A 20481-nucleotide genomic window follows, 5' to 3' on the forward strand; every position below is an offset into this window, starting at 1 on the left:
CCCCCGGTGGAAAGGACTCTGCTACAATAATAGTGGACACCAAGTGGCTGGCAAAGGAAAAAACCTTGCCTAACCGCAGGAAGGGGAGGTACCCATGAAAACAATCAGTCAATTTGGGGGCGTGCTTCTGGCCCTGTTCCTGTGCCTGTTCCTGCTGCCCGTCCTGGCGGGGGCGGAGGAGAGCGGAACAATTGGAGATTCAAACGTATCCTGGTCGCTGGATGATAACGGCACCCTCACCATCTCGGGCACAGGTCCCATGCCAGCGGACTATAGTGCCAGTGAGTGGCCATGGGACAACCGGAAAAATGAAATTAATGCGGTAATCATCGAGGAGGGCGTCACCTCCATCGGGGATGCCGCGTTTTCGGGCTGCAAAAGCCTTACTTCTATCAAAATCCCGGCCAGCGTTACCTCCATTGGGAATTACGCGTTTTATAACTGCACAAGCCTTAGGTTTTTATACAAGGGTATAATCATAAAACACAACAAAACCGAGCCAACCTACACTAAAACGTCGCTATTTCTTTGTGAAAAGCGACGTTTTTTTATGGGCCGGACAGAGAAAGGAGGGAAAGTTTTTTAGTTAGCCAGGCCGGGAGGTCTGGCTTTTTTCATTTCAAAATAAGGAGGTTAGCGAATGGCAGATGACAAACTGAAAACAGGCCCGGAGTCCCCTGTCCTGGATCACCCTGGCGGGGGCCATGCTGGGGACGCCCAGGCTGTAACAAAGCCCCCTGTCCCGGAAGAGGTAGAGGGGCCCGCTGCTGGCACCGGCCCGGCACCCCAGCCGGAGCAGTCTGTGATCCCCGGTATGGGCAAGGACGCTCCAGCCCAGCCTGCGCCGCAGGTCGAGGCTGAAAAGACGGGGAAATCCCTCAACCAGGATAAAAAAGTGGAGCCGGAGGAAAAAACGGCAAAGCGCCGGGGCCGTCCCCCAAAGGAACAGGATCACCCCCAGGGCGGCAAAGCGGAAAAGGGGCCGGAGCCCCGCAAGGGCCGCCCGGCCAAGGCTGACAAGGCGGCCCTTGGCAAGTCCCCGGCCCCCGGTGTTCTGGACAAAGTGTCCAGAGGTGGAAAAAAGGACAAGGAAACAGGTTCCGGGGGTGTTGGGCCCGGTGTGAAAGTCCCAAAGGGCAAGCCCGCCCCGGTCAAGGAGGCAGAGGCCCCTACCCCGGAGATCAAGCTGCCGCCCACGCCGGAGGTGCCTCCCCGCCCGGTGGAACAGGGCAAAATCGTCTATTTGAAGCTGTCGGAGCTTCACCCATTCCATACTTTACGGGATCACCCATTCAAGGTGCAGGACGAAAAGGCGATGGACGATCTGGTGGGGACGATCAGGGAACACGGCATTATGACCCCGGCCACCGTCCGCCCGGAAAAGGACGGCAAGGGCTATGAGATCATCGCGGGACATCGCCGCTGTCATGGCGGTGAGCGGGCTGGCCTGGACGAGATCCCCTGTATTGTCCGTGAGATGACCGACCTTGAGGCTGTCCGGGAAATGAAGAACAGCAACAAGCAGCGGGGCGACCCTCTCCCCAGCGAATTGGCAAAACTCCTGGATTTGGAGCTGGAGGCCATCAAGCGCCAGGGGGCCCGGCCCAAAAATGACCAGGAGGCGGAGGCCCTGGGTAAGCTCTCGGTGGAGATCGTGGGCAAGGAGCATGATATGAACTATAAAAAGGTGCTCCGTTATGTCCGGCTCAACCATCTTGTGCCGGAGCTTCTGGAAAAGGTAGACACAAAAAATATGGGCTTTATGCCCGCCGTGGAGCTGTCGTATATCAAGCCGGAAAACCAGCGGCTCATCGCCGTGTCTATTGATGGGGAGCAGTCCTCCCCCTCGGTCAAACAGGCAAAGCGGCTCCGGGAGCTCGACCAGGAGGGCCTGCTCAACGGAGATGTGATCGACGGCATTTTAAGCGAAGAAAAAAGGGAGGTTGACAACGTGATCATCAGTACCGACGAACTCAACAAGTATTTCGGCAAGGAAATCACTCCTGCCAAAATGAAAGAACAGATCATGGCCCTGCTGGACGAGTGGAAAGAGAAGCAGCCGCCCGAACTGGCAAAGCCGGAGAAGAAGAACGAGCTCGACAAGTGACCGGCCCCCTGCTTCTGGACACTTTGTCCAGAGGTATGCGCTCCGCGCTTGGGATGGGCTCTGCGGTGATATATCCCCCGTCGCCGGGTTTGACGCCGCACAGCCGGGAGTGGGCCGTCAAGGGGCGGAACGCCCGCCGCTTTTGCGGCGGCTTGCCCTTTACGGTCTGCCCCGGCTGTGCTATTCCCGGCGAGCGGCGGGGGTATATCCTCCAGAGCCGCCCCCTTTCCCTGGATAGGGAAAGGGCGGGGGATAGGGTTGACCCTACCTATATATAAGGAAAAGAAACGGAGGTTTGGATTATGAAACGACCCCTTGCGTATGTGACCGCCGCATGGCGCGGCGGCGAGTGCGAGGTTATGGAGCAGGCGGCTAAATATTGCCGTATTGTCTACGATGCGGGGTATTCCCCCATCTGCCCGATGCTCTATCTGCCGCTGTTCCTCAATGACGCGGTGCCGGAGGAGCATAAAAGCGGTATTGACATGGGGCGCGACCTGCTCCGGCGCTCCCGTGTGCTGGTAGTATGCGGGAGCCATGTCGATGAAGCGGTGAAAAATGACATCGCGGTGGCCCAGCGGCTTGGGATCACCGCCACCACCCTGGACGGCATCCTCACTGTCAAGGGCCAGAGGCGACGCTGATATGGCGGTGATCGAGGCGTATGTCACCAATCTTGGGAAATACAACGAGGGCGAACTGGCAAGCTCACTTCTGAAATTCCCCACCACCAGGGAGGAGGTACAGGAAGTCCTAAAACAAATCGGCATTGACAATATCCGCTATGAGGAGATTTTTATTGCCGACTATGGCGGCGACCTGCCGGAACTCAATGCCTGCCTGGGGAATACGAAAGCATTGACGAGCTCAACCATCTGGCCTGCCTGCTCTCCGAGCTGGACAAAAGCGATTTGGAGAAGTTTGAGGCGGCTGTCGCCAGCGGCGAGCACACCTCCGGCGCGGGCGACCTTATCAACCTTGCGGAAAACCTGGATTGCTACGATTTCTATATCGGCGTGTCCGATGATGAAACCCTGGGCCGTATTTACGCGGAGGACATGGAGATGATCGACATTCCCGAAAACCTGCGGGATTATTTCGATTATGAGGCGTATGGCCGGGATATGCGGATCAATGAGGATGGCAGCTTTGTCAAAGGTGGTTTTTTCCTCCCCAATGGCAGCCAGTTTATTGAATACTACCACGGGCGGGAGGACATTCCCGCCGAACACAAGGTTTTTGCTTACCCGCGGCTCTCCATCCGGGAGCAGATGGCGGCTTACAAAGAAGTCATTGGCCGTTTCCCCCAGGCGGCGGAGCGCCCCAACCCGGAGCAAGGCCATTCAGACCGATAGCGGCACTCCTGGACACTTTGTCCAGAGGTGCTTTTTTCATGGGAAGGAGGGATTTGGCTGGTAGATGAAGATATTTCCAGGCGAACCATAGCGGTATCTATCAAGGCAAGCAAGCTCACGGCGCGGGGGCTTGCCTGTGTGCTGGGAGCGATTGCCCGGAAGATCGCCAAACACCACCGGGCAAAACAGACGCCCCACGGCAGGCAGACGGTGGGGCAGCTCATGGGCCACGGGGCCGCCACCAACAGTATCGAGGTGGAGGCCCCGGCCCTCTTTGACCGGGTGGCCCGGAAATGGAATGTGGACTATGCCTTTTATCAAGTCGCGCCGGATAAACACTTACTGTTCTTCAAGGCGGGGCAGGCCGACGCGATCACAGCCTGTTTCTCCGAATATTCCAAACGGCTGCTAAAGCGCACCAAATCCGCAAAGGCCCCCATCCGGGAGCAGATCAAGGAGGCCGCCGCAGAAGCGGCCCGCCAGCCCGCCCAAAAGCTGGAACGCACAAAGGAGGCGGTGCATGAGGACAGATAGCGTAAAAAAATATGTGATACCAAACATCCCCTATTTGTTTGTGCTGTGGGCCTGCTTGAAGCTGGGGACGGCCTACCGGCTGGCCGCCGGCGCGGATTTACCCCATAAGCTCATGGGCCTGGGGCAGACGGTAGGCCCGGCCTTTGCCGATCTCGCGCCGGGGCTTGATCCCTTTGACTGGCTCATCGGCATTGTGGGCGCGGTGGGCTTCCGGCTGCTGATCTATGTAAAAAGCAAGAACGCCAAAAAATTTCGGCGGGATGAGGAGTACGGATCAGCCCGCTGGGGCTGTCCGAAAGATATAGCCCCTTTCGTCGATCCTGTCTTTGAAAACAATGTCATTCTCACCGGGACGGAGCTTCTCACCATGAACACTCGCCCCCAAAACCCGGCCAACGCCCGCAATCTTAACGCCTGTGTGATCGGTTCGTCCGGCTCCGGCAAAACACGGTTTTGGCTCACCCCGCAGCTTCTCCAGGCCAGCGCAAAGAAAAAGGGCGGGTGCAGCTTTGTGGTGGTCGATCCAAAAGGCGGGGTGCTCTCCCAGGTGGGGGCTTTCCTGCAACGGCGGGGCTATCGGATCAAGGTGTTCAATTCCATTGATTTTTCCCAAAGTATGCACTATAACCCTCTGTCGTATATCCGCAGCGAGGCCGACATCCTAAAGTTTGTCGATACCCTCATAGCCAATACCAAAGGCGAGGGCAAAGAGGGCGACCCATTTTGGACGAAGGCGGAAACGCTTTTGTATTGCGCCCTCATCGCCTATATCATTTTCGAGGGCCCCGCCGAGGATCGGAATATGAATACCCTGGTGGATATGATCTCCGGCATGGAGGTCAAAGAGGACAACGAAAACTTTATGAACGCGGTGGATTATATGTTCAAGGGGCTGGAAAAGCGCAAACCGGATTGCTTTGCGGTGAAGCAGTACAAAAAATACAAATTAGCCAGCGGCAAGACGGCCAAAAGCATTTTGATCTCCTGCGGCTCCCGGCTGGCCCCCTTTGACATCCCCCAGCTCCGGGAGATCATGAGCTATGACGAGCTGGCCCTTGACCGCATCGGGGATCGGAAAACGGCGGTTTTCTTCACCATTTCCGATACCACGCCAACCTACAACTTTCTTGTAGCTCTGGCCTTTTCGCAGATGTTCAATCTGCTGTGCGAGAGGGCGGACAATGTTCACGGGGGCCGCCTGCCCCATCATGTGCGGGTGCTGTGGGACGAGGCGGCCAATACAGGGCAGGTGCCCAATCTGGAAAAGCTGGTGGCCGTTATCCGCTCCCGTGAAATATCGCTGACGCTCTTTTACCAACAGATGGCACAGTGCAAGGCCATTTATGACAAACACGCGGAAACGATCATGGGAAATATGGACAGCGTTGTTTTCCTGGGCGGCAGGGAAAGTTCCACCATTAAGGAGATTTCGGAAAACTGGCTGGGGAAGTCCACGATCTATATGCAGACGGACGGGCGCTCCAAAGGCCAGTCGGAAAGCTACAACCTCAACACCCAGCGACTTGGCCGGGAGCTGATGACCCCCGCCGAGCTTGCTACCATGCCCGGCGACAGGTGCATTTTGCAGCTCCGGGGCCTGCCCCCGTTCTATTCCCCAAAGTACGATTTGAAGCAGCACCCGAACTACAAATATACGGCTGAGGCCGATCAAGTGAAAAACGCCTTTTCCCTTGATAAGCTCATCAACCGCCGCAGGCGGCCTGGGCTGAACGAGGCTTGTGAGGTGTACGAGGCAGACGGGACAGACACAGGGCCCATATCCCTATGTGTGGGGCGGCAGTTCCCCGGCCACTTCCTTTGACTGCTCCGGCTTCGTGTCCTGGGTGATCAATCACTCCGGCTGGGATGTGGGCCGCCTGGGGGCCCAGGGGCTTTACAACATCTGCACCCCCACCGGCGCACCCCGCCCCGGCGATCTGGTCTTTTTCGAGGGCACCTATGATACAACCGGCGTTTCCCATTGTGGCATCTATGTGGGGGACGGGATGATGATCCATTGTGGCGATCCCATCAGCTACGCGAATTTGAACACAAATTACTGGCAGTCCCATTTCTACGCCTACGGGCGTTTACCATGATTGGAGGTATCTATGGCGGCAAGCAAAAGCCAAAAAATCCAGGCTGAGATCGAAAAGGTCAAGGCCAAAATCAACGAGCAGCAGGCCCGGCTCAAGGAGCTGGAGAAAAATAAGCTGGAGGCCGAAAACAGCGAGATCGTGGACATCGTGCGGGGCCTGAGCATTTCTTTGGAGGAGCTGCCCCTGGTGCTTCAGCAGCTCCGGGAGGGCACCTCTGGACAAAGTGTCCAGAAGTCGGGGCCTGCGGAAAAGGAGGAAAACTGAATATGAAACGATGGAAGTCTTTGACGGCGGCGCTCTGCGCCGCTGTTCTTTTATGCGGATTTACCGCTGTCCCGGCCTATGCCTACGCGGACGGCGGGGCGGGCTCCAATCACGGCGATCCCACAATGGAAACCCCGGCCCCGGAGCCTACCATAGAGCCGGGCCAGGGCTTTTCGGAGGAGGGCGGCTTTGTGACCCGCGACCTGCTCTATGACGAGAACACCAATAAGCAGTTTATCACCGTCCAGACCAGCGGCGGGGCCACCTTCTATCTCGTCATTGACTACGACAAGCCCGTGGACGAGGAGGGCGAACAATATGAAACCTACTTCCTGAACCTGGTGGACGAGGCCGACCTGCTGGCCGCTGTGAAAGCTGCGGGGGTGGAGCTTCCGGCCTGCACCTGCGGGGAAAAGTGCGCTGTGGGCGCCATTGACACGGCCTGCCCGGTTTGCTCCATCAGTATGGCCGACTGCGCCGGGGTGGAGCCGGAGCCTGCGGAAACCGAGGAACCTGCGGAAGAGCCGGAAACAGGCGGCAGCATGGGGACGCTCCTGCTCATCCTGGCGGTGGCCGGGATCGGCGGCGGGGCCGCGTTCTATTTCAAGGTGATCCGGCCCAAACAGCAGCAGGCCGCCGAGCCGGAGGAGGACTACGGCGAGGACTATGAGGACGACGGCCCGCCCTGGGACGAGGACGAGGAAAACAGCGAGGAGGAGGAAAGATGAATTTTACCAATAGTCCCTACGAAAAAATGATGAAGCAGAGGCCCCGGCCCCTGGCCCCCTCCGTCCCCAAAGCGCCCAGGGGCTCCCGGTGCTCCGGGTGCCCCTACTGGCGGGGGATCGGCTGTGTGTCCTGCTACCGGGAACTTTTGAAAGCCCCTGCCGGGAGGTGATGGGGTGGCCCGCGAACTGACCCGCAAGGAAAAATCCGCTATCCGCGCCCTGGTGGTGAAGTGGTGCGCCAACTATGACAAGGAATATGGGTGCCTGCCGCTGGAGTGCGAATGTTATATGTTCGGCAAATGCTGGACGGGGGCCTATTGCCGCTACTTCCGGGAGGCCGTCCTGCCCCTTGACCCGGCGCTAGAGGCCGCCCTGCTGACTGAGGGGCCCAGGCCGGAGTTTAAGCCCTGCCCCATCTGCGGCGGGGCCGTCCCCGTGGATGGGCGCATGGCCTACTGCTCCGAGTCCTGCGCCCGGATCGCCCTGCGGCGGCAAAAGCGGGAGTATATGCGGAAAAGACGGAGGTGATGTGTGGAAAATTAGGCCCCGGAAAACCCGCTGATCACAAGGCTTTCCGGGGCCGGTTTTGGGGCGGGCCGTATGTTTCTATGTCCCGCCCCCGCTTTGTCAAAATGCTTTCCACATCTATCCCCGCTGCTTCTGGACACTTTGTCCAGAGGTGATGGCACATTTAAGAGGAGGTGTTATTCTGGAAGAAAATCAAGGCTATGTGATCCGCCGCACGATCCTGTTTGATAATAAATGCGGCTTTGTATTGGGGGAAGACCCCAAGGCCCCGAACCCCTATGTGACATGGCAATTTAACGAGCAGGACGGACACCGCGACTATTTTTGGGGCCACTACCATAACGAGCCGGACATGGCGGAGCGCGACTTGCACAACCGGGCTGAGGACTATCAGCGGCGCTATCATGTGTTTGAGGTGGAACAGGCCCCGGACAAGGAAACATACAAATACTACTCTACCCAGCGGCCTATCGACATGGGCACCTATCCCAAAAGCTATTTCAACCGGCCTGTCCACATGGACATCTATTTTAACCGCCAGCAGGTGCAGGGTGAGGCGTTCCAGGCGTGGGGGGCCATCACCTATGCCCAGCCGTTGACTGAGCAGGAAATGCGGGATTATGAGCTGCGGCCCTCCCGTGAAAATCTGGATATTCGGCGGCAGATGGATGCCCAGGCCCAGGTCGTGGGCAAATGGGAGGATGCCCACCACGCCCCGGAGCAAAAACGGCTGACATGGTTTTATCCCGACTTCGGCAGCTATGTGGTAAAAGAGTATGTCACCCCGGAGCAGTTGTCTATTCGCGCCCGTGGGGTGGAGCGTCAAGCAGCGGCTAAGGCCCACAAGCAGGAAAAGGGCAAACAACCGATTGCCGAACAGCTCAAGGCCGCCCAGCGGGAGGCCCAGGAGCACCAGGGGCCGGAGGCCCCAAAAAAGAAAGCCCCCGACAGGGGCGAGCGTTAGGAGGTGCGCGTATGGAAAAACAGAGGGAACAGGATCGGGCTGACCTGGAAGTGAAGCGGCTGTGCGGCGTGTTCGGCTCTCCCCAGCCCCCGGAGGAGGAAAAGCCGCTGGACAAGGTAAAGGAACCGCCCCGCCCCTATCGGAGCCGGGAGCGTGAGGAGCGGTGAGCCAGAAAAAGCGCCGCCGTCCTGTCCATCTTCATGTGATGGTGTCCGAGGAGGAGCTGGCGCTGATCCGGGAGCGCATGGCCGAGGCGGGCGTCCGCAACTTGGGGGCCTATGTGCGGAAAATGGCCCTCAATGGCTATGTGCTCCATGTTGACCTTTCGCCCGTCCGGGAACTGGTATCGCTCCAGCGTCGGTGCTCCAATAATCTAAACCAGGTGGCGATCCAGGCCAATACCTACGGCGGCATTTACCCGGAGGAGATCAAGGCCCTCCAGCGGGACTATGAAACCCTGTGGGAACCGTTGTCCGACCTGCTCAAAAAGCTGTCGGCGGTGGTAGAGCTTTGACCCTTGCCGGGGAGCGTTGCGCTCCCCGGCTGCCCCGGCTTCTGGACGCTTTGTCCAGAGGTGGGGGCAGCCGGAGCCATCCTTGTTTGCCCCCTCTTACGGAGTTATAATATACATATAGAGGCAAATATCAAACTTTTGTAGGAGGTATGAACCATGCGTACAATTTTGAAAATCATCGCGGCCCCCTTTGTTTTGGCGCTGATCCTCGCCGTGGCGGTGCTCTCGTTCCTCTCCTGCATCGCGGGCGCGTTCTGCTGGCTGGCGTGTACCGCCTTTGTCCTGCTGGCGGTCTGCGGGCTGTTTGCCGGATTGAAAACCGGGTGCATCGCCATGCTGGTGCTGGCGTTCCTGGTTTCTCCCTTTGGGCTCCCGGCCCTGGGCGGCTGGCTGGTGGAGCGCCTGTATGGTGTGAAGTATGCGGCGATGGATTTTATGGCAAGCTGATACTTCTGGACACTTTGTCCAGAAGTTCCGGGCGGCGGGTGGAACAGACCGCCGCCCGTTTTTTCTGCTGGGAAAGGAGGTGCGGCTATCGCTACAACCTACATCCGGCCCTACAAGGTAGCGGCTGGGAAAACGGCCATCCAGACAATGGAGGAGCGGTTTGCCTATGGGCTCAATCCGAAAAAGCTGGGGGCTGTGTCTGCCTATCTCTGTGATCCTGCATCCGCCCCCGCTGAGTTCCTACTGCTGAAAAGCCAGTACCAGGCGGAAACGGGCCGGGCCGTGGAGCGCGGGGCCCTGTTCTTTCAGATCCGGCAGGCGTTCCCGCCCGGCGAGGTCACGCCGGAGGAGGCAAACAAAATCGGCTATGAAACGGCCATGCGCTGGACAAAGGGCAAGTATCAGTTCTTTGTCTGTACCCACATTGACAAGGGCCACATTCACAATCACATTTATTACAACTCCACCGCCCAGGACTGTTCCCGGAAATTCCATAACTTCATCGGCTCCAGCTTTGCGGTGCGGCGGCTCTCTGACCGGGTGTGCATTGAGCACGAGCTGTCTGTCATTCAAAATCCAAAGCAGCACAGCAAGGGCCGCTTTCTTCACTATGGACAATGGATCGGAGAAAAGCCGCCCTCGGCCCAGCAGCGGGTGCGGCTGGGGATCGTAGCGGCTCTGGAGCAAAAGCCCACCGACTTCCCGGCGTTTCTGCGGCTCATGGAGGAGTCCGGCTTTCAAGTGAAGCATGGGCGGGGTGGCGCGATCTCGTTCCTGGCCCCTGGGCAGGATAAGTACACCCGTCTGCGGGCATCCACCCTGGGCCCCGGTTTTGATCCCGATGACATCCGGGCGGCGATTGCCGGGGAACGCCCGATCCCGGAGCTGCCCCAGGAGGGCCCGCCCCCGCCCAGGCGCGTTGATCTCATTATTGATATTCAGAACCGTCTGGCCCAGGGGAAAGGCCCGGCCTACGAGCGGTGGGCCAAGGTCTACAACCTAAAGCAGATGGCCGCCGCGCTCCTGTATCTCCGGGAGCATGGTCTGACCGACTATGACGCGCTGGCCGCCAGCACCGAGGCGGCGGTGGATCGCTTTCACGCCCTTGCCGGGGAGCTGCGGGACACGGAGGCCGCTCTCTCCCATACTTCCCAGCTTATGGGGGCGGTGGTGCAGTACGCAAAGACGCGGCCCATATTCGACGGTTACAAGGCGGCCCGGTACAGCAAAAAATATCTGGCCCAGCATGGGGCGGAGCTGGCTGACTACCGGGCGGCAAAGGCGGCGATCAATGAGCTGTTGGATGGGGCGAAGCTCCCAAAGATGGACGCGCTGAAAAAGCAGCGGCGGGAGCTGGCGGAAAAGAAAAAAGCCCTCTATGCGGAGTACCGCAAGGCCCAGGCGGATATGCGGGAGGCTGTGGCGGTCAAGGGGAACATCGACTGTCTGCTCGGCCACACGGACGAGCGGAACAAGGCCCAGGAGCGGTAGCGCCGGGGCCGCAGATAACAAGCACCTCTGGACACTTTGTCCAGAGGTGCAGCGGGTTTGGGGAGCTCCCCAACAAGCATTTTTGCGGGCCCCCGGCCACGCAAAAATAGCAGGTGTGGGCACACCTGCCCTGCTTGCCGAAACGTGCATCCCCGCAACATGGCATGAAAAAACGGAGGTACACGCTTTTCTTACGCATCCTCCGTTCTCCGGGCCCTTTTCAGTCCCTCCGCTGTGGCTTCAATAATGGTTAGCTCTTTTTCGTCCATTTCGTTAAGCAAGTGATCTATATGCTTTCGGCAATCACTTTGGCCGTTCTGCTTGTCTGGATAGAAAAAATCATCTACGGAAATATCCAACAGGGTGACGAGCTGATAAAAAGTATTGAGGCTGGGGTGTTGTCCTCTGTTTTCAAAATACATGATAGAGCGCGGGGTGCGGTCTACAAGCTGTGCGAGGTATTCCTGTGTCCAGCCTTTGGCTTCTCTTTTGCGCTTGATTTCCCGGCCCAGCGCGTGAAAATCAAGTTTTCGTTCATCTTGGTACATTTTCATCTCACCCCTATATTATTTTACATTTCGGGTGATATTATTTGAACGAAGTGTAATTTTATGTTTATGTAGTATTTTGTTTCGCCATATCAAAATGATAAAATTATGTATTTTGAAAGACAGCTACGAACAAATATTGAAAGACTATACTAAGTCGTTCCTCTTGACAAACATCCGTATTCGGACTACAATATAAGTGTCCGAGTACGGATGTTTGGAGGGATTAAGATGACAGAGATAAAAGAACAGCTATCTCAACTCAATAAAATGTCCAATAAAAGTGAAGCTCTTTATCACAAAGTTGCTTTTTCTATTGGTATCTCTGATAGCTCACTTGGGGTACTGTATACGCTGCTGGACGCAGAGGCGCCGTGCTCTCAGTATGACCTGTGCAGCGAGTGGTCTATTCCCAAGCAAACTATCAACACCGCCGTAGCTGCCCTGCAAAAGAAAGGGGTGGCGTTTCTTTCGCCCATCCCCGGAACAAGGAATAAGAAAAATATAGCGTTCACAGAGTTTGGTAGAGATTTTGCCGAAAAGACGGTTGGCATATTGCGCATGGCAGAGCTTGACGCTCTTGCGGAATTATCACCGGAAGAAAGAGAGCTTTATATTCGTTTGAATGAAAAATATAATTGTCGCTTGATCGAGAAACTTTATCGCATTATGGACGAGGTGAACCAAGACAGGAAAGATTGCGATTAAATAAGAAGGAGAAAATATAATTATGTCCAAGTATAAAAAAATGAAACAGCTCATAGCGGATATGCGCTTACCTGAGTATCGTTATAAGCAACTGCTTGATGCTGTGTTCCTACAAGGAATTATGCGTTTTGAAGATATGAAGTTGCTTCCAAAAACGCTGCGCGAAAAGTTGGTGGAGCAGTTTGGTGAAACTGTTGTGGAGATCAAGGCGATCCATCATGAGAAATCAATGCAAACTGACAAGGTGCTGTTTGAACTGTCGGACGGAAACCGTGTGGAAACGGTGGGTCTGTTTTATAAAAAGGGCTGGAACTCCTTTTGCATTTCATCTCAAAGCGGTTGCGGCTTCGGTTGTAAGTTTTGCGCAACAGGGACTTTGGGATTACGCAGAAACTTGACTGTGGATGAAATTACCGACCAAATCCTATATTTTATGCAACAAGGATGCAGTATCAACAGTATCTCTTTTATGGGAATGGGAGAGCCGTTCGCTAATCCACAAGTTTTTGAAGCCCTGCATGATCTGACCGCCCCGGAACTGTTCGGGCTGTCCCAGCGACGCATCACCATTTCGACTATCGGTATCGTGCCGGGTATTCAAAAATTGACAAGAGAATATCCGCAAGTCAATCTGGCCTATTCCCTCCACGCACCTACTGACCGTCTGAGGGAAACGCTCATGCCAATAACTAAAACATACCCCCTTGGTCAGGTACTGGATACATTAGATCAGCACATTCGGCAAACAAATCGCAAGGTGTTTTTGGCATACATCATGCTAAAGGATGTCAATGACAGCGACAGACACGCAGAGCAACTTACCAAGTTGTTATTCAAACACAAAAAGTATTTGCCACTATACCATTTAGATTTAATCCCATACAATCAAACGACAGTTACGGAAACTATGGTGCCCTCAAGCCACACACGAATAAAGGCCTTTTGCCGTATCATTCATAATGCAGGAATTAGCGTCAATATCCGAACGCAATTTGGCTCCGATATTAACGCTGCTTGTGGCCAGTTGGCGGGGGCCTACCGTGACGATCAAAAACAAGGAGAGAGAACAATGTCCGCTATACAAGAACAGTCTTTTGAATAGCTCTTGTGTCCTGTGTGCAAGAGCAAAACACGACTTAAAATCCGAAAGGACACGATACTTGACAATTTCCCACTCTTTTGTCCCAAATGCAAAAGTGAAATGCTTATCTGTGTCAAACAATTTCATATATCTATTATCAAAGAGCCAGACGCACAGACGCAGAGCCGATAATCCGTAGCCCTTGGGTGCGAGTTATCGGCTCTTTTGTTTTTTGGCGGGTATCAATCAAAGCTACCGCCTTATACGATGACTTTAGGAGGAACACGGCGGTTTCCATGGGGGGATCGTCGTGTTCATTTTGCTTTTTCACACTACCCATGATCTTCACCAGCTAAAAAAAGCGTAGTTCCCCCACCGGGGCAGTTTGGCTACGAACATGAAATATTTAAGTATGTAAAAAGAAATATATTTTCGTGCGTCCGTATAGCGTCATGCTGTACGGGCGCTTTTATATATCCTCACCTTGGGACAAGCTGTCCCAAAGCTGGCGGCCCCGGCTGTCGATCTCCGCCAGCCTCCGTTTGGATCTCCCACCCACAAAAATCTGAACGGAGGAAAATATAATGACTACTATCAATCTGAAAGACTATTACCCTTGGTACTTAACCAATGAGTATATCGAAGTCACCGATGAAGTGGCCGAGGCGCTCATGGCCAGCAAGCGGGCCGAGGCCGCCCATGCGGAGCGGGTGCGCTACAACAGGGCTTATTATTCCCTGGACTGTGATGACGGGATCGAATACTCCGCCTGTGTTCACGAGCCCAGCCCCCAGGAGCTCCTGGATCGCAAGGAGATGTTCTATCTGTTGTGGAACGCCCTTAACTCCCTGCCGGAAGTCCAGGGCCGCCGGGTGGACGCTTATCTGATCCTCGGCAAGACCTACCGCCAGATCGCCCGCGAGGAGGGCGTGGACAAGTGCGCTGTCCGCCGCTCTGTGAAAAGCGGCATTACGCACATGAAAAAATATTTGAGAAAAAATTTCTGATCTGCTATCTCCTTTTCGCCCTTTTTTCTGGAGGTATATGAGAGGAGGATTTCTCCCTCTCCGCAAAGAGGACGCGGGGGCCAACAGCCATAGCGCGGGGCCGGATCAATGTCCGGCTCTCCGAGCCGCCGCCCCTCTCTGCGGGGGAGCGCCGCCGCCGAGGATGCTGTCTTATGACGGGGCAAGAAAATGAGCGCGGCGCTCCCCTATATCTTTATGAAAAAGGGGAACGCTCTATGAACTACGATCCAGAATTGGCGGCCCTGCTCTCTCAGCCGTGGAGCGAGGGGGCCTGCCGGGGCTATGTGATCTCCGCGATGGAACGGTGCGGTTTCAAGCCCGCCGACATTCAGCAAGTGATGATGGAGCTCCACGAGATTTTCGACTATACCACACTGGAGGAGGCCCGCGCCTACTATGAGCGGAGCCCCTATTGACTTCTGGACAAAGTGTCCAGAGGCCATACCGTCAAGCGGCCAGCGCCCTATGTGGGTGCTGGCCGTTTCCTTTATCCATACTGTTTTCAGAGGGAGGTATTTTATGCAGGCACAGGTCAAATACGAAAGCGAGTTCAAAACTGCCGTTCTTGGTGATCGGACGATCACCGTCAAGAATGTTACCCCCATTTACCCGCCGCAGGAGCGGGACAAACGTGACCGTGAGATCGAGCGGCGGCTGTTTGATGTGTTTGTAAAGTATGCCGGGCGGCGGGGGTAGGCCGGAGTCATCCTTGTTGTATGGGGGCATCAGAGGTATAATATAGTTGTAGGTTGGCTCCCACTGATAGAAAGGGAGCTAATTATGGATAACAGAATTGACGCGATTTATGGGCGGCAGTCGATTGACAAAAAGGACAGTATCAGCATTGAAAGTCAGTTTGAATTTTGCCGTTACGAATTGAAAGGCGGTGAGGGCCGGGAGTACAAGGATAAAGGTTACTCCGGCAAGAACATTGAGCGCCCGGACTTCCAGAGGCTTTTGCAGGACATCAAGCTGGGGCTCATCAAGCGGGTGATCGTCTACAAGCTGGATCGGATCAGCCGCTCCATCGTGGACTTTGCAAAGCTCATGGAGCTGTTCAAGCAGTACAATGTGGAGTTTGTGTCCTGTACGGAAAAATTTGATACCTCTACCCCGATGGGCAGGGCGATGCTCAATATCTGTATCGTATTTGCCCAACTGGAACGGGAAAGCATCCAAATGCGTGTGCAGGACGCTTTTTATTCCCGGTGTACCAAAGGCTACTATATGCGGGGCCGAACGCCATACGGCTTTGATACCGAGCCCATCGTTATGGACGGGATCAAGACAAAGAAGCTGGTGGAAAACGCGGAAATGGATTTTGCCGAGCTGATGTTTCAAATGTACGCGGAGCCGGGCAATTCCTACGGCGATATAACCCGGTACTTTGTCAAACACTCCATTAAGGTCTATGACAAGGCGCTCCAGCGGGCCTTTATCTCCAAACTGCTGAGAAACCCCGTCTATGTCCAGGCAGATATGGACATCTACGAATACTTCAAGGCCCAGGGCGTGAAAATCGAAAGCACCCCGGAAATGTTCACAGGGGACAATAGCTGCTATCTCTACCAAGGGCGCGAGGGCGAGGAACAGATCCTTGTGATCGCCCCGCACCAGGGCCGCATTACTTCCCAGCTCTGGCTGACCGTCCAGCGCAAGCTGTCACAGAACACGTCTTTCCAGAATGGCCGCAAATGCCATAATACCTGGCTGGCCGGGAAAATCAAGTGTGGGCGCTGCGGTTATGCTTTGACTGCCCTGCGAGCTCAAAACGGTGTTACCTACCTGCGGTGCAAGCAGCGGGCGGATAACGGGAGCTGCGAGGGGGCCGGTACGCTGACGGCGCAAAGCATGGAGTCCTTTGTGTATGGCGAGATGGTGGAGAAAATGCGGAAGTATCACACGCTGAAAGGCGGCAAGGAACAGGGCTATAATCCAAAGCTGACCGCCGCCCGTGTTGCCCTGGCAAAGACGGAAAGCGAGATCGAGAAACTTCTGGACACTTTGTCCGGGGCCAATCCGCTGCTCCTGCAATACGCAAATAACCGGATCGAGGAGCTGGACACAGAACGACAAAAGCAGTTAAAGCTGGTAGCAGACCTTACCGCTAATTCCGTTTCGGACACGCAAATTGACTGTATCACGAATTACCTCAACGATTGGGAGTCCGTGAGTTTTGACGATAAGCGCAAGGTGGTGGATATTCTCATATCCCACATTGACGCGACCAGTGAGAGCGTTACAATCCACTGGAAAATCTAAAACCTTTTTCACTTGGCATTATGCCCTTGTAAAAAATAGTTTACTGATATCAATATCCCGGCCAGTGTCACCTCCATTGGGCGCTATGCGTTCCATTCTTGCTTCGGCCTCCAAATGGTTACCTTTGGCAAGGAATCCCAGCTGACAGCCATCGAGGCCTACGCGTTTGAGGGCTGCACAAGCCTTACTTCTATTGGCATCCCGGCCAGTGTCACCTTCATTGGGGACCACGCGTTTCTGAGCTGCACCGGTCTCCAAACGGTCACCTTTGACATAGATTCTAAACTGGAAACCATCGGGGCCTCCGCGTTTCAGGCCTGCACAATCCTTTCTTCTATCAACATCCCGGCCAATGTCACCTCCATTGGGGACCACGCGTTTCTGAGCTGCAACAGGCTCAAAACGGTTACCTTTAACGGGGTTTCCGAACGATTAACCATCGGGGATGGCGCGTTTGAGAGCTGCAACAGGCTCAAAACGGTTACCTTTAACGGGGTTTCCGAACGATTAACCATCGGGGATGGCGCGTTTGAGAGCTGCGTCTCCCTCAAAACGATCAACATCCCCACCGCCCAGGGCTACGGCGGGGGCAACTGGCCGACGGGGGTCAATTACGTTGTCCGCGGCACCGGGGGACAGACTACCACCTACCGGCATTTGATCGTGAAAAAAATCGGCGGCGATAAAAGTTGCACAGTAACTCCCGGCACTTCCCTGGTACAGGTGGAGACACAAGTCACACTCACCGCTGTGGCGGGGAGCGGCTATTATTTCACTGACTGGGAGGAGGTGAATGGGGTCAATGATTATGGCACCTTCGCTAATCAGCTGAGCTTCACCATGCCCGCCGCCGACGTGACGGTGACGGCCAACTTTGAGAAAACAACAGGAATCTACATCGGCAAGACCCCATTGAAGGTAAATACCTATTATGTTGTTCCAGAGTCCTCAGGCTGGTCCCAAACCGTTGTTGAGACCAGCACCACCCCCACCGACAGCTATGCTCTCCTCACAGGGGATGACACCACCGGCTACACCCTGACGCTCCGCAACTTTTCGTATACCGGACCGGGGTACGAATACCAGACGAAAAATAGCGGTGCATCTGGCACTTACTACTATTACGCAGCTATCTTCGCCAACAAAAACCTGACTATTGATCTGGAGGGGAAGAACAGCGTCACAGAGTCCGGCAATTATGATAATGATGGTTCTTACACCACCACCTACGGCATATATGTCGTTGGCGAAAATCTGACGGTCACCGGGGAAGGTTCCCTCACCGCCACCGGCGGAGCGATTAATTATAATGGCAGCAGCTACGGCGCTTGCGTTTTGAACGGCTCGCTCACGGTCTCCGGCGCCGAGCTGACCGGCCAAGGCGGGACGGGATACGACAGCCAGGGCGTTAGCGCCACCAGCGTCACCGTCCAGGAGGACGGCAAGCTGACCGGCATCGGAGGTAATTCGATTGGACAAAGTATGGGTCTGTACTCTGGATCATTGACTGTCAGCGGCGAGTTGGTGGCCAAAGGCGGAACGGCTATCTCCAGCTACGGTGTGCAAAATAGTGGCGCGATCACCATCAAGGTTACCAGTGGCCGCATCGTAGCTACGGGAGTTTCAGGCAAGAATTATAATAGCGCGGTTGCTTCAAACAATGATGTCATCGTCAAACAGGACAACCCCTACGCCTGGCGCACCCAGGAAAGCGGCCCGTACACCTACAGCGACAGCGACGAGGGGCAATATCAATACAACCGGAGTGACACATATCTGGAGATCGCGTCGGTCCACACCCTCACGGTGAAGCAGGCGGAGGGCGGCACTGTCAGCGTCTCGCCAGGTGGAAGCAACAACTGCTATCCCGCGGGGACCGACATCACCCTCACCGCCACCCCCAACAGCGGCTACCAGTTCTCCGGCTGGACGGTGACCGGGGCAGATGTATCGGACACCACCGCCAATCCCCTGACCTTCACCATGCCCGCCCATGAGGTAACCGTCACCGCCGGCTGGAGCCCCATCAGCTCCGGCGGCGGCGTGCCCAGCCGTCCCGACCCGAAGCCCGAGGGCCCCTCGACTGGCGGCAGCAAAGGCTGGGAGAACATCCAGCAGGAGCTGGAGAACGCCAAGGACGGCGAAACCATCACCATCGACATGAACGGTGAGACGGAGGTGCCCGCCGAGGTGTGGGAAACCATCGCTGGCCGGGACGTGACGGTGATTCTGGACATGGGAGAAAATGTCTCCTGGACGGTGGACGGTAACGATGTACCCGCAGGCGCCTCCTTTGGGGATATGGATTTTGGCGTGAACCTGAACACCACAGGAATCAATGTGGACGTGATCAACGCCATCACTGGAGAGGTGAGCAGCGTGCAGATCACCCTGGCCCACGACGGGGAGTTCGGCTTCATTTTGACGTTGACGGCTCCCCTGGGGGCGGAAAACGCAGGGTATTGGGCCAACCTCTACCACTATGACGAGGACGATGAGACTCTCAACTACGAGACCAGCGGCGAGATCAAAGAGGACGGCACCGCCCGCCTGCGGATGACCCACGCCAGCCAGTACGCCATCATCATCGACAAGCAGACCCACCAGCTGCCCTTCACCGATGTGGCCAGCGGCGCTTGGTATGAACAGGCCGTTCGATACGCCTACTTGAACGGCATTATGGAGGGCATGGGCGGCACTGCCTTCCAGCCCAACGGCACTTTGAGCCGGGCTATGGCGGTGCAGATCCTCTACAACCTGGAGGGCCAGCCGGATATCTCCGGCGAGAATCTGGGCTACCCCTACAGCGATGTGGACGCCAGTCAGTGGTACGGCAACGCCGTGTACTGGGCCAGAATCACTGGTGTGGCCACCGGCTACGGGGACGGAACGTTCCAACCCACGGACAGCATCACCCGCCAGGAGTTCGCCCAGATGCTATATAACTACGCCAAGTACAAGGATTACGACCTGTCCGCTCAGGGTGACCTTTCTACCTTCCCGGACGCTGGTTCCATTGCAGGTTGGGCAGAAACCGCCATGAGCTGGGCCAACGGTGAGGGGCTTATCAACGGCCACGAGAACGGCTTGATTGACCCCACTGGCACGGCCACCCGTGCCCAGGCGGCAAGCATCCTGACGCGGTTCGACCAGAACGTGGTGGAAAATTGAATTTTTATGCGGAGGCCGGGAGTGATCCCGGCCTTTTGCTTGCCCGAAAAAAGGGGGTTACCCCCCACGCAAAAAGTTGAGCCGCTTAAACAAAGAAAAGGACTTCGCGGACACAATTTCAAAAATGGGTGGAGAGGGGACTGAAAAAATATGAGAAGGACTTGCAAGAGGAAACACCATTGGGGAGGATTTTTTCTTTTGCCCAACGAGATCTTCACCCTGGGATTGAGCGCCGGCGAGATCGCTGTTTACGCGTACCTGCTGTTTTGTGAGGACAGGGAAACCCACCTGTGCTACCCTAGCTTTCGGAAAATTGGGGAACGCACAGGCATGAGCCCGAACACGGTACGGAAATACATAACCCGGCTGGAGGACAAACGTCTTATCGAAACCCTGCCGACCACCGTGTGGACGTTGGACGGCACCGCGAGAAACGGGACGCTGCTTTACACAATCCTGCCCATCCAAGAAGCGGTAAATTACCGCTTGGAGCGTCAGCTAACTGGGATGCCGGGGAGAAAGCCAGGGAGAAAAAGACGGTGAAATCCAAACTCGGCCCTGTGAGAGCGTGTGTGCGGTTTTAAGAGCCGGGTAGGGAAGCAACACCAGCGAAACGGGTTACCGGCCCCGTTGGAGTCGTGTGGGGCAGTTG

The 20481-nt window shown here is 55.7% G+C and carries 24 protein-coding genes and 2 pseudogenes; 25 read left to right on the top strand and 1 reads right to left on the bottom strand.

Annotation, left to right across the window (positions count from 1 at the left end):
- Positions 1–94: 94 nt before the first annotated feature.
- The 16 genes and pseudogenes from ODJ80_RS03030 (at position 95) to ODJ80_RS03100 (ending at position 11031) form a co-directional block, all read left to right on the top strand.
- On the top strand, positions 95–586 hold the full coding sequence (locus tag ODJ80_RS03030) for a leucine-rich repeat domain-containing protein (RefSeq protein WP_263040872.1): 492 nt from the start codon (positions 95–97) through the stop codon (positions 584–586).
- 54 nt (positions 587–640) lie between these two features.
- Positions 641–2107, top strand: coding sequence for a ParB/RepB/Spo0J family partition protein (locus tag ODJ80_RS03035; protein ID WP_263040873.1), 1467 nt, complete (start codon positions 641–643; stop codon positions 2105–2107).
- Between the two features lie 302 nt (positions 2108–2409).
- Complete coding sequence (locus ODJ80_RS03040; RefSeq protein ID WP_002578748.1) at positions 2410–2751, top strand: DUF7768 domain-containing protein; 342 nt, start codon at positions 2410–2412, stop codon at positions 2749–2751.
- 1 nt (position 2752) lies between these two features.
- Positions 2753–2866, top strand: a pseudogene (locus ODJ80_RS14145) (antirestriction protein ArdA); the annotation flags it as partial.
- A 137-nt stretch (positions 2867–3003) separates the two neighbouring features.
- The gene (locus ODJ80_RS14150) at positions 3004–3462 is read left to right on the top strand and encodes an antirestriction protein ArdA (RefSeq protein WP_257376154.1); all 459 of its coding nucleotides are present in this window, start codon (positions 3004–3006) and stop codon (positions 3460–3462) included.
- A 138-nt stretch (positions 3463–3600) separates the two neighbouring features.
- Positions 3601–3996 (top strand): PcfB family protein, encoded by a 396-nt coding sequence (locus ODJ80_RS03050; RefSeq protein WP_002578750.1) that lies wholly within the window; start codon positions 3601–3603, stop codon positions 3994–3996.
- Positions 3983–5818 (top strand): VirD4-like conjugal transfer protein, CD1115 family, encoded by a 1836-nt coding sequence (locus tag ODJ80_RS03055; protein WP_263040874.1) that lies wholly within the window; start codon positions 3983–3985, stop codon positions 5816–5818. The genes ODJ80_RS03050 and ODJ80_RS03055 overlap by 14 nt, the downstream gene beginning before the upstream one ends.
- Positions 5775–6095 (top strand): annotated as a pseudogene (locus ODJ80_RS03060) (C40 family peptidase); the annotation flags it as partial. The gene ODJ80_RS03055 and the pseudogene ODJ80_RS03060, both read left to right, overlap by 44 nt.
- Positions 6096–6107: 12 nt before the next feature.
- Entirely contained in the window at positions 6108–6359 is a 252-nt protein-coding gene (locus tag ODJ80_RS03065; protein WP_002578760.1) for a DUF4315 family protein, read from the top strand.
- A gap of 2 nt (positions 6360–6361) precedes the next feature.
- Positions 6362–7087, top strand: coding sequence for a DUF4366 domain-containing protein (locus tag ODJ80_RS03070; RefSeq protein WP_002578761.1), 726 nt, complete (start codon positions 6362–6364; stop codon positions 7085–7087).
- A 174-nt stretch (positions 7088–7261) separates the two neighbouring features.
- Positions 7262–7615, top strand: a complete 354-nt coding sequence (locus ODJ80_RS03075) for a cysteine-rich VLP domain-containing protein (RefSeq protein ID WP_002578763.1) — start codon at positions 7262–7264, stop codon at positions 7613–7615.
- A gap of 154 nt (positions 7616–7769) precedes the next feature.
- Positions 7770–8579 carry a hypothetical protein gene (locus ODJ80_RS03080; RefSeq protein WP_002578764.1) on the top strand — a complete coding sequence of 270 codons (810 nt, stop codon included), beginning with the start codon at positions 7770–7772 and terminating at the stop codon, positions 8577–8579.
- A gap of 11 nt (positions 8580–8590) precedes the next feature.
- Positions 8591–8746 carry a hypothetical protein gene (locus tag ODJ80_RS03085; protein WP_002578765.1) on the top strand — a complete coding sequence of 52 codons (156 nt, stop codon included), beginning with the start codon at positions 8591–8593 and terminating at the stop codon, positions 8744–8746.
- Positions 8743–9093, top strand: a complete 351-nt coding sequence (locus ODJ80_RS03090; protein ID WP_002578766.1) for a plasmid mobilization protein — start codon at positions 8743–8745, stop codon at positions 9091–9093. Before ODJ80_RS03085 ends, ODJ80_RS03090 begins: the two co-directional genes overlap by 4 nt.
- Before the next feature lie 156 nt (positions 9094–9249).
- Positions 9250–9540 carry a CD1845 family protein gene (locus ODJ80_RS03095; RefSeq protein WP_263040875.1) on the top strand — a complete coding sequence of 97 codons (291 nt, stop codon included), beginning with the start codon at positions 9250–9252 and terminating at the stop codon, positions 9538–9540.
- Positions 9541–9687: 147 nt separating this feature from the next.
- Positions 9688–11031, top strand: a complete 1344-nt coding sequence (locus ODJ80_RS03100) for a relaxase/mobilization nuclease domain-containing protein (RefSeq protein WP_263040876.1) — start codon at positions 9688–9690, stop codon at positions 11029–11031.
- Between the two features lie 191 nt (positions 11032–11222).
- Here the strand turns inward: ODJ80_RS03100 and ODJ80_RS03105 are convergent, their stop codons facing one another.
- Positions 11223–11585, bottom strand: a complete 363-nt coding sequence (locus ODJ80_RS03105) for a helix-turn-helix transcriptional regulator (protein ID WP_118637930.1) — start codon at positions 11583–11585, stop codon at positions 11223–11225.
- Positions 11586–11810: 225 nt separating this feature from the next.
- Between ODJ80_RS03105 and ODJ80_RS03110 the strand changes: the two genes are divergently transcribed.
- From ODJ80_RS03110 to ODJ80_RS03150, 9 genes are all read left to right on the top strand, one after another.
- Positions 11811–12287 carry a MarR family winged helix-turn-helix transcriptional regulator gene (locus ODJ80_RS03110; RefSeq protein WP_002578770.1) on the top strand — a complete coding sequence of 159 codons (477 nt, stop codon included), beginning with the start codon at positions 11811–11813 and terminating at the stop codon, positions 12285–12287.
- Positions 12288–12309: 22 nt separating this feature from the next.
- A complete protein-coding gene (cfr(C), locus tag ODJ80_RS03115) occupies positions 12310–13389 on the top strand; it encodes a 23S rRNA (adenine(2503)-C(8))-methyltransferase Cfr(C) (protein ID WP_263040877.1) in 1080 nt (359 codons plus the stop codon).
- Between the two features lie 3 nt (positions 13390–13392).
- Positions 13393–13560, top strand: coding sequence for a cysteine-rich KTR domain-containing protein (locus ODJ80_RS03120; protein ID WP_124987983.1), 168 nt, complete (start codon positions 13393–13395; stop codon positions 13558–13560).
- 392 nt (positions 13561–13952) lie between these two features.
- Positions 13953–14375 carry a sigma-70 family RNA polymerase sigma factor gene (locus ODJ80_RS03125; RefSeq protein WP_002578772.1) on the top strand — a complete coding sequence of 141 codons (423 nt, stop codon included), beginning with the start codon at positions 13953–13955 and terminating at the stop codon, positions 14373–14375.
- Positions 14376–14611: 236 nt separating this feature from the next.
- Complete coding sequence (locus ODJ80_RS03130; RefSeq protein ID WP_002578773.1) at positions 14612–14812, top strand: hypothetical protein; 201 nt, start codon at positions 14612–14614, stop codon at positions 14810–14812.
- 103 nt (positions 14813–14915) lie between these two features.
- Positions 14916–15092 (top strand): hypothetical protein, encoded by a 177-nt coding sequence (locus tag ODJ80_RS03135; protein WP_173655274.1) that lies wholly within the window; start codon positions 14916–14918, stop codon positions 15090–15092.
- 84 nt (positions 15093–15176) lie between these two features.
- Positions 15177–16658, top strand: coding sequence for a recombinase family protein (locus tag ODJ80_RS03140; RefSeq protein ID WP_002578775.1), 1482 nt, complete (start codon positions 15177–15179; stop codon positions 16656–16658).
- Positions 16659–16712: 54 nt separating this feature from the next.
- On the top strand, positions 16713–19829 hold the full coding sequence (locus ODJ80_RS03145) for a leucine-rich repeat protein (protein WP_263041027.1): 3117 nt from the start codon (positions 16713–16715) through the stop codon (positions 19827–19829).
- A 198-nt stretch (positions 19830–20027) separates the two neighbouring features.
- The gene (locus tag ODJ80_RS03150; protein ID WP_263040878.1) at positions 20028–20372 is read left to right on the top strand and encodes a helix-turn-helix domain-containing protein; all 345 of its coding nucleotides are present in this window, start codon (positions 20028–20030) and stop codon (positions 20370–20372) included.
- Positions 20373–20481: the final 109 nt, after the last annotated feature.

It is taken from the genome of Acutalibacter sp. LFL-21 (assembly GCF_025630755.1).
GTDB classification, from domain to species: Bacteria; Bacillota; Clostridia; order Oscillospirales; family Acutalibacteraceae; genus Acutalibacter; species Acutalibacter stercoravium.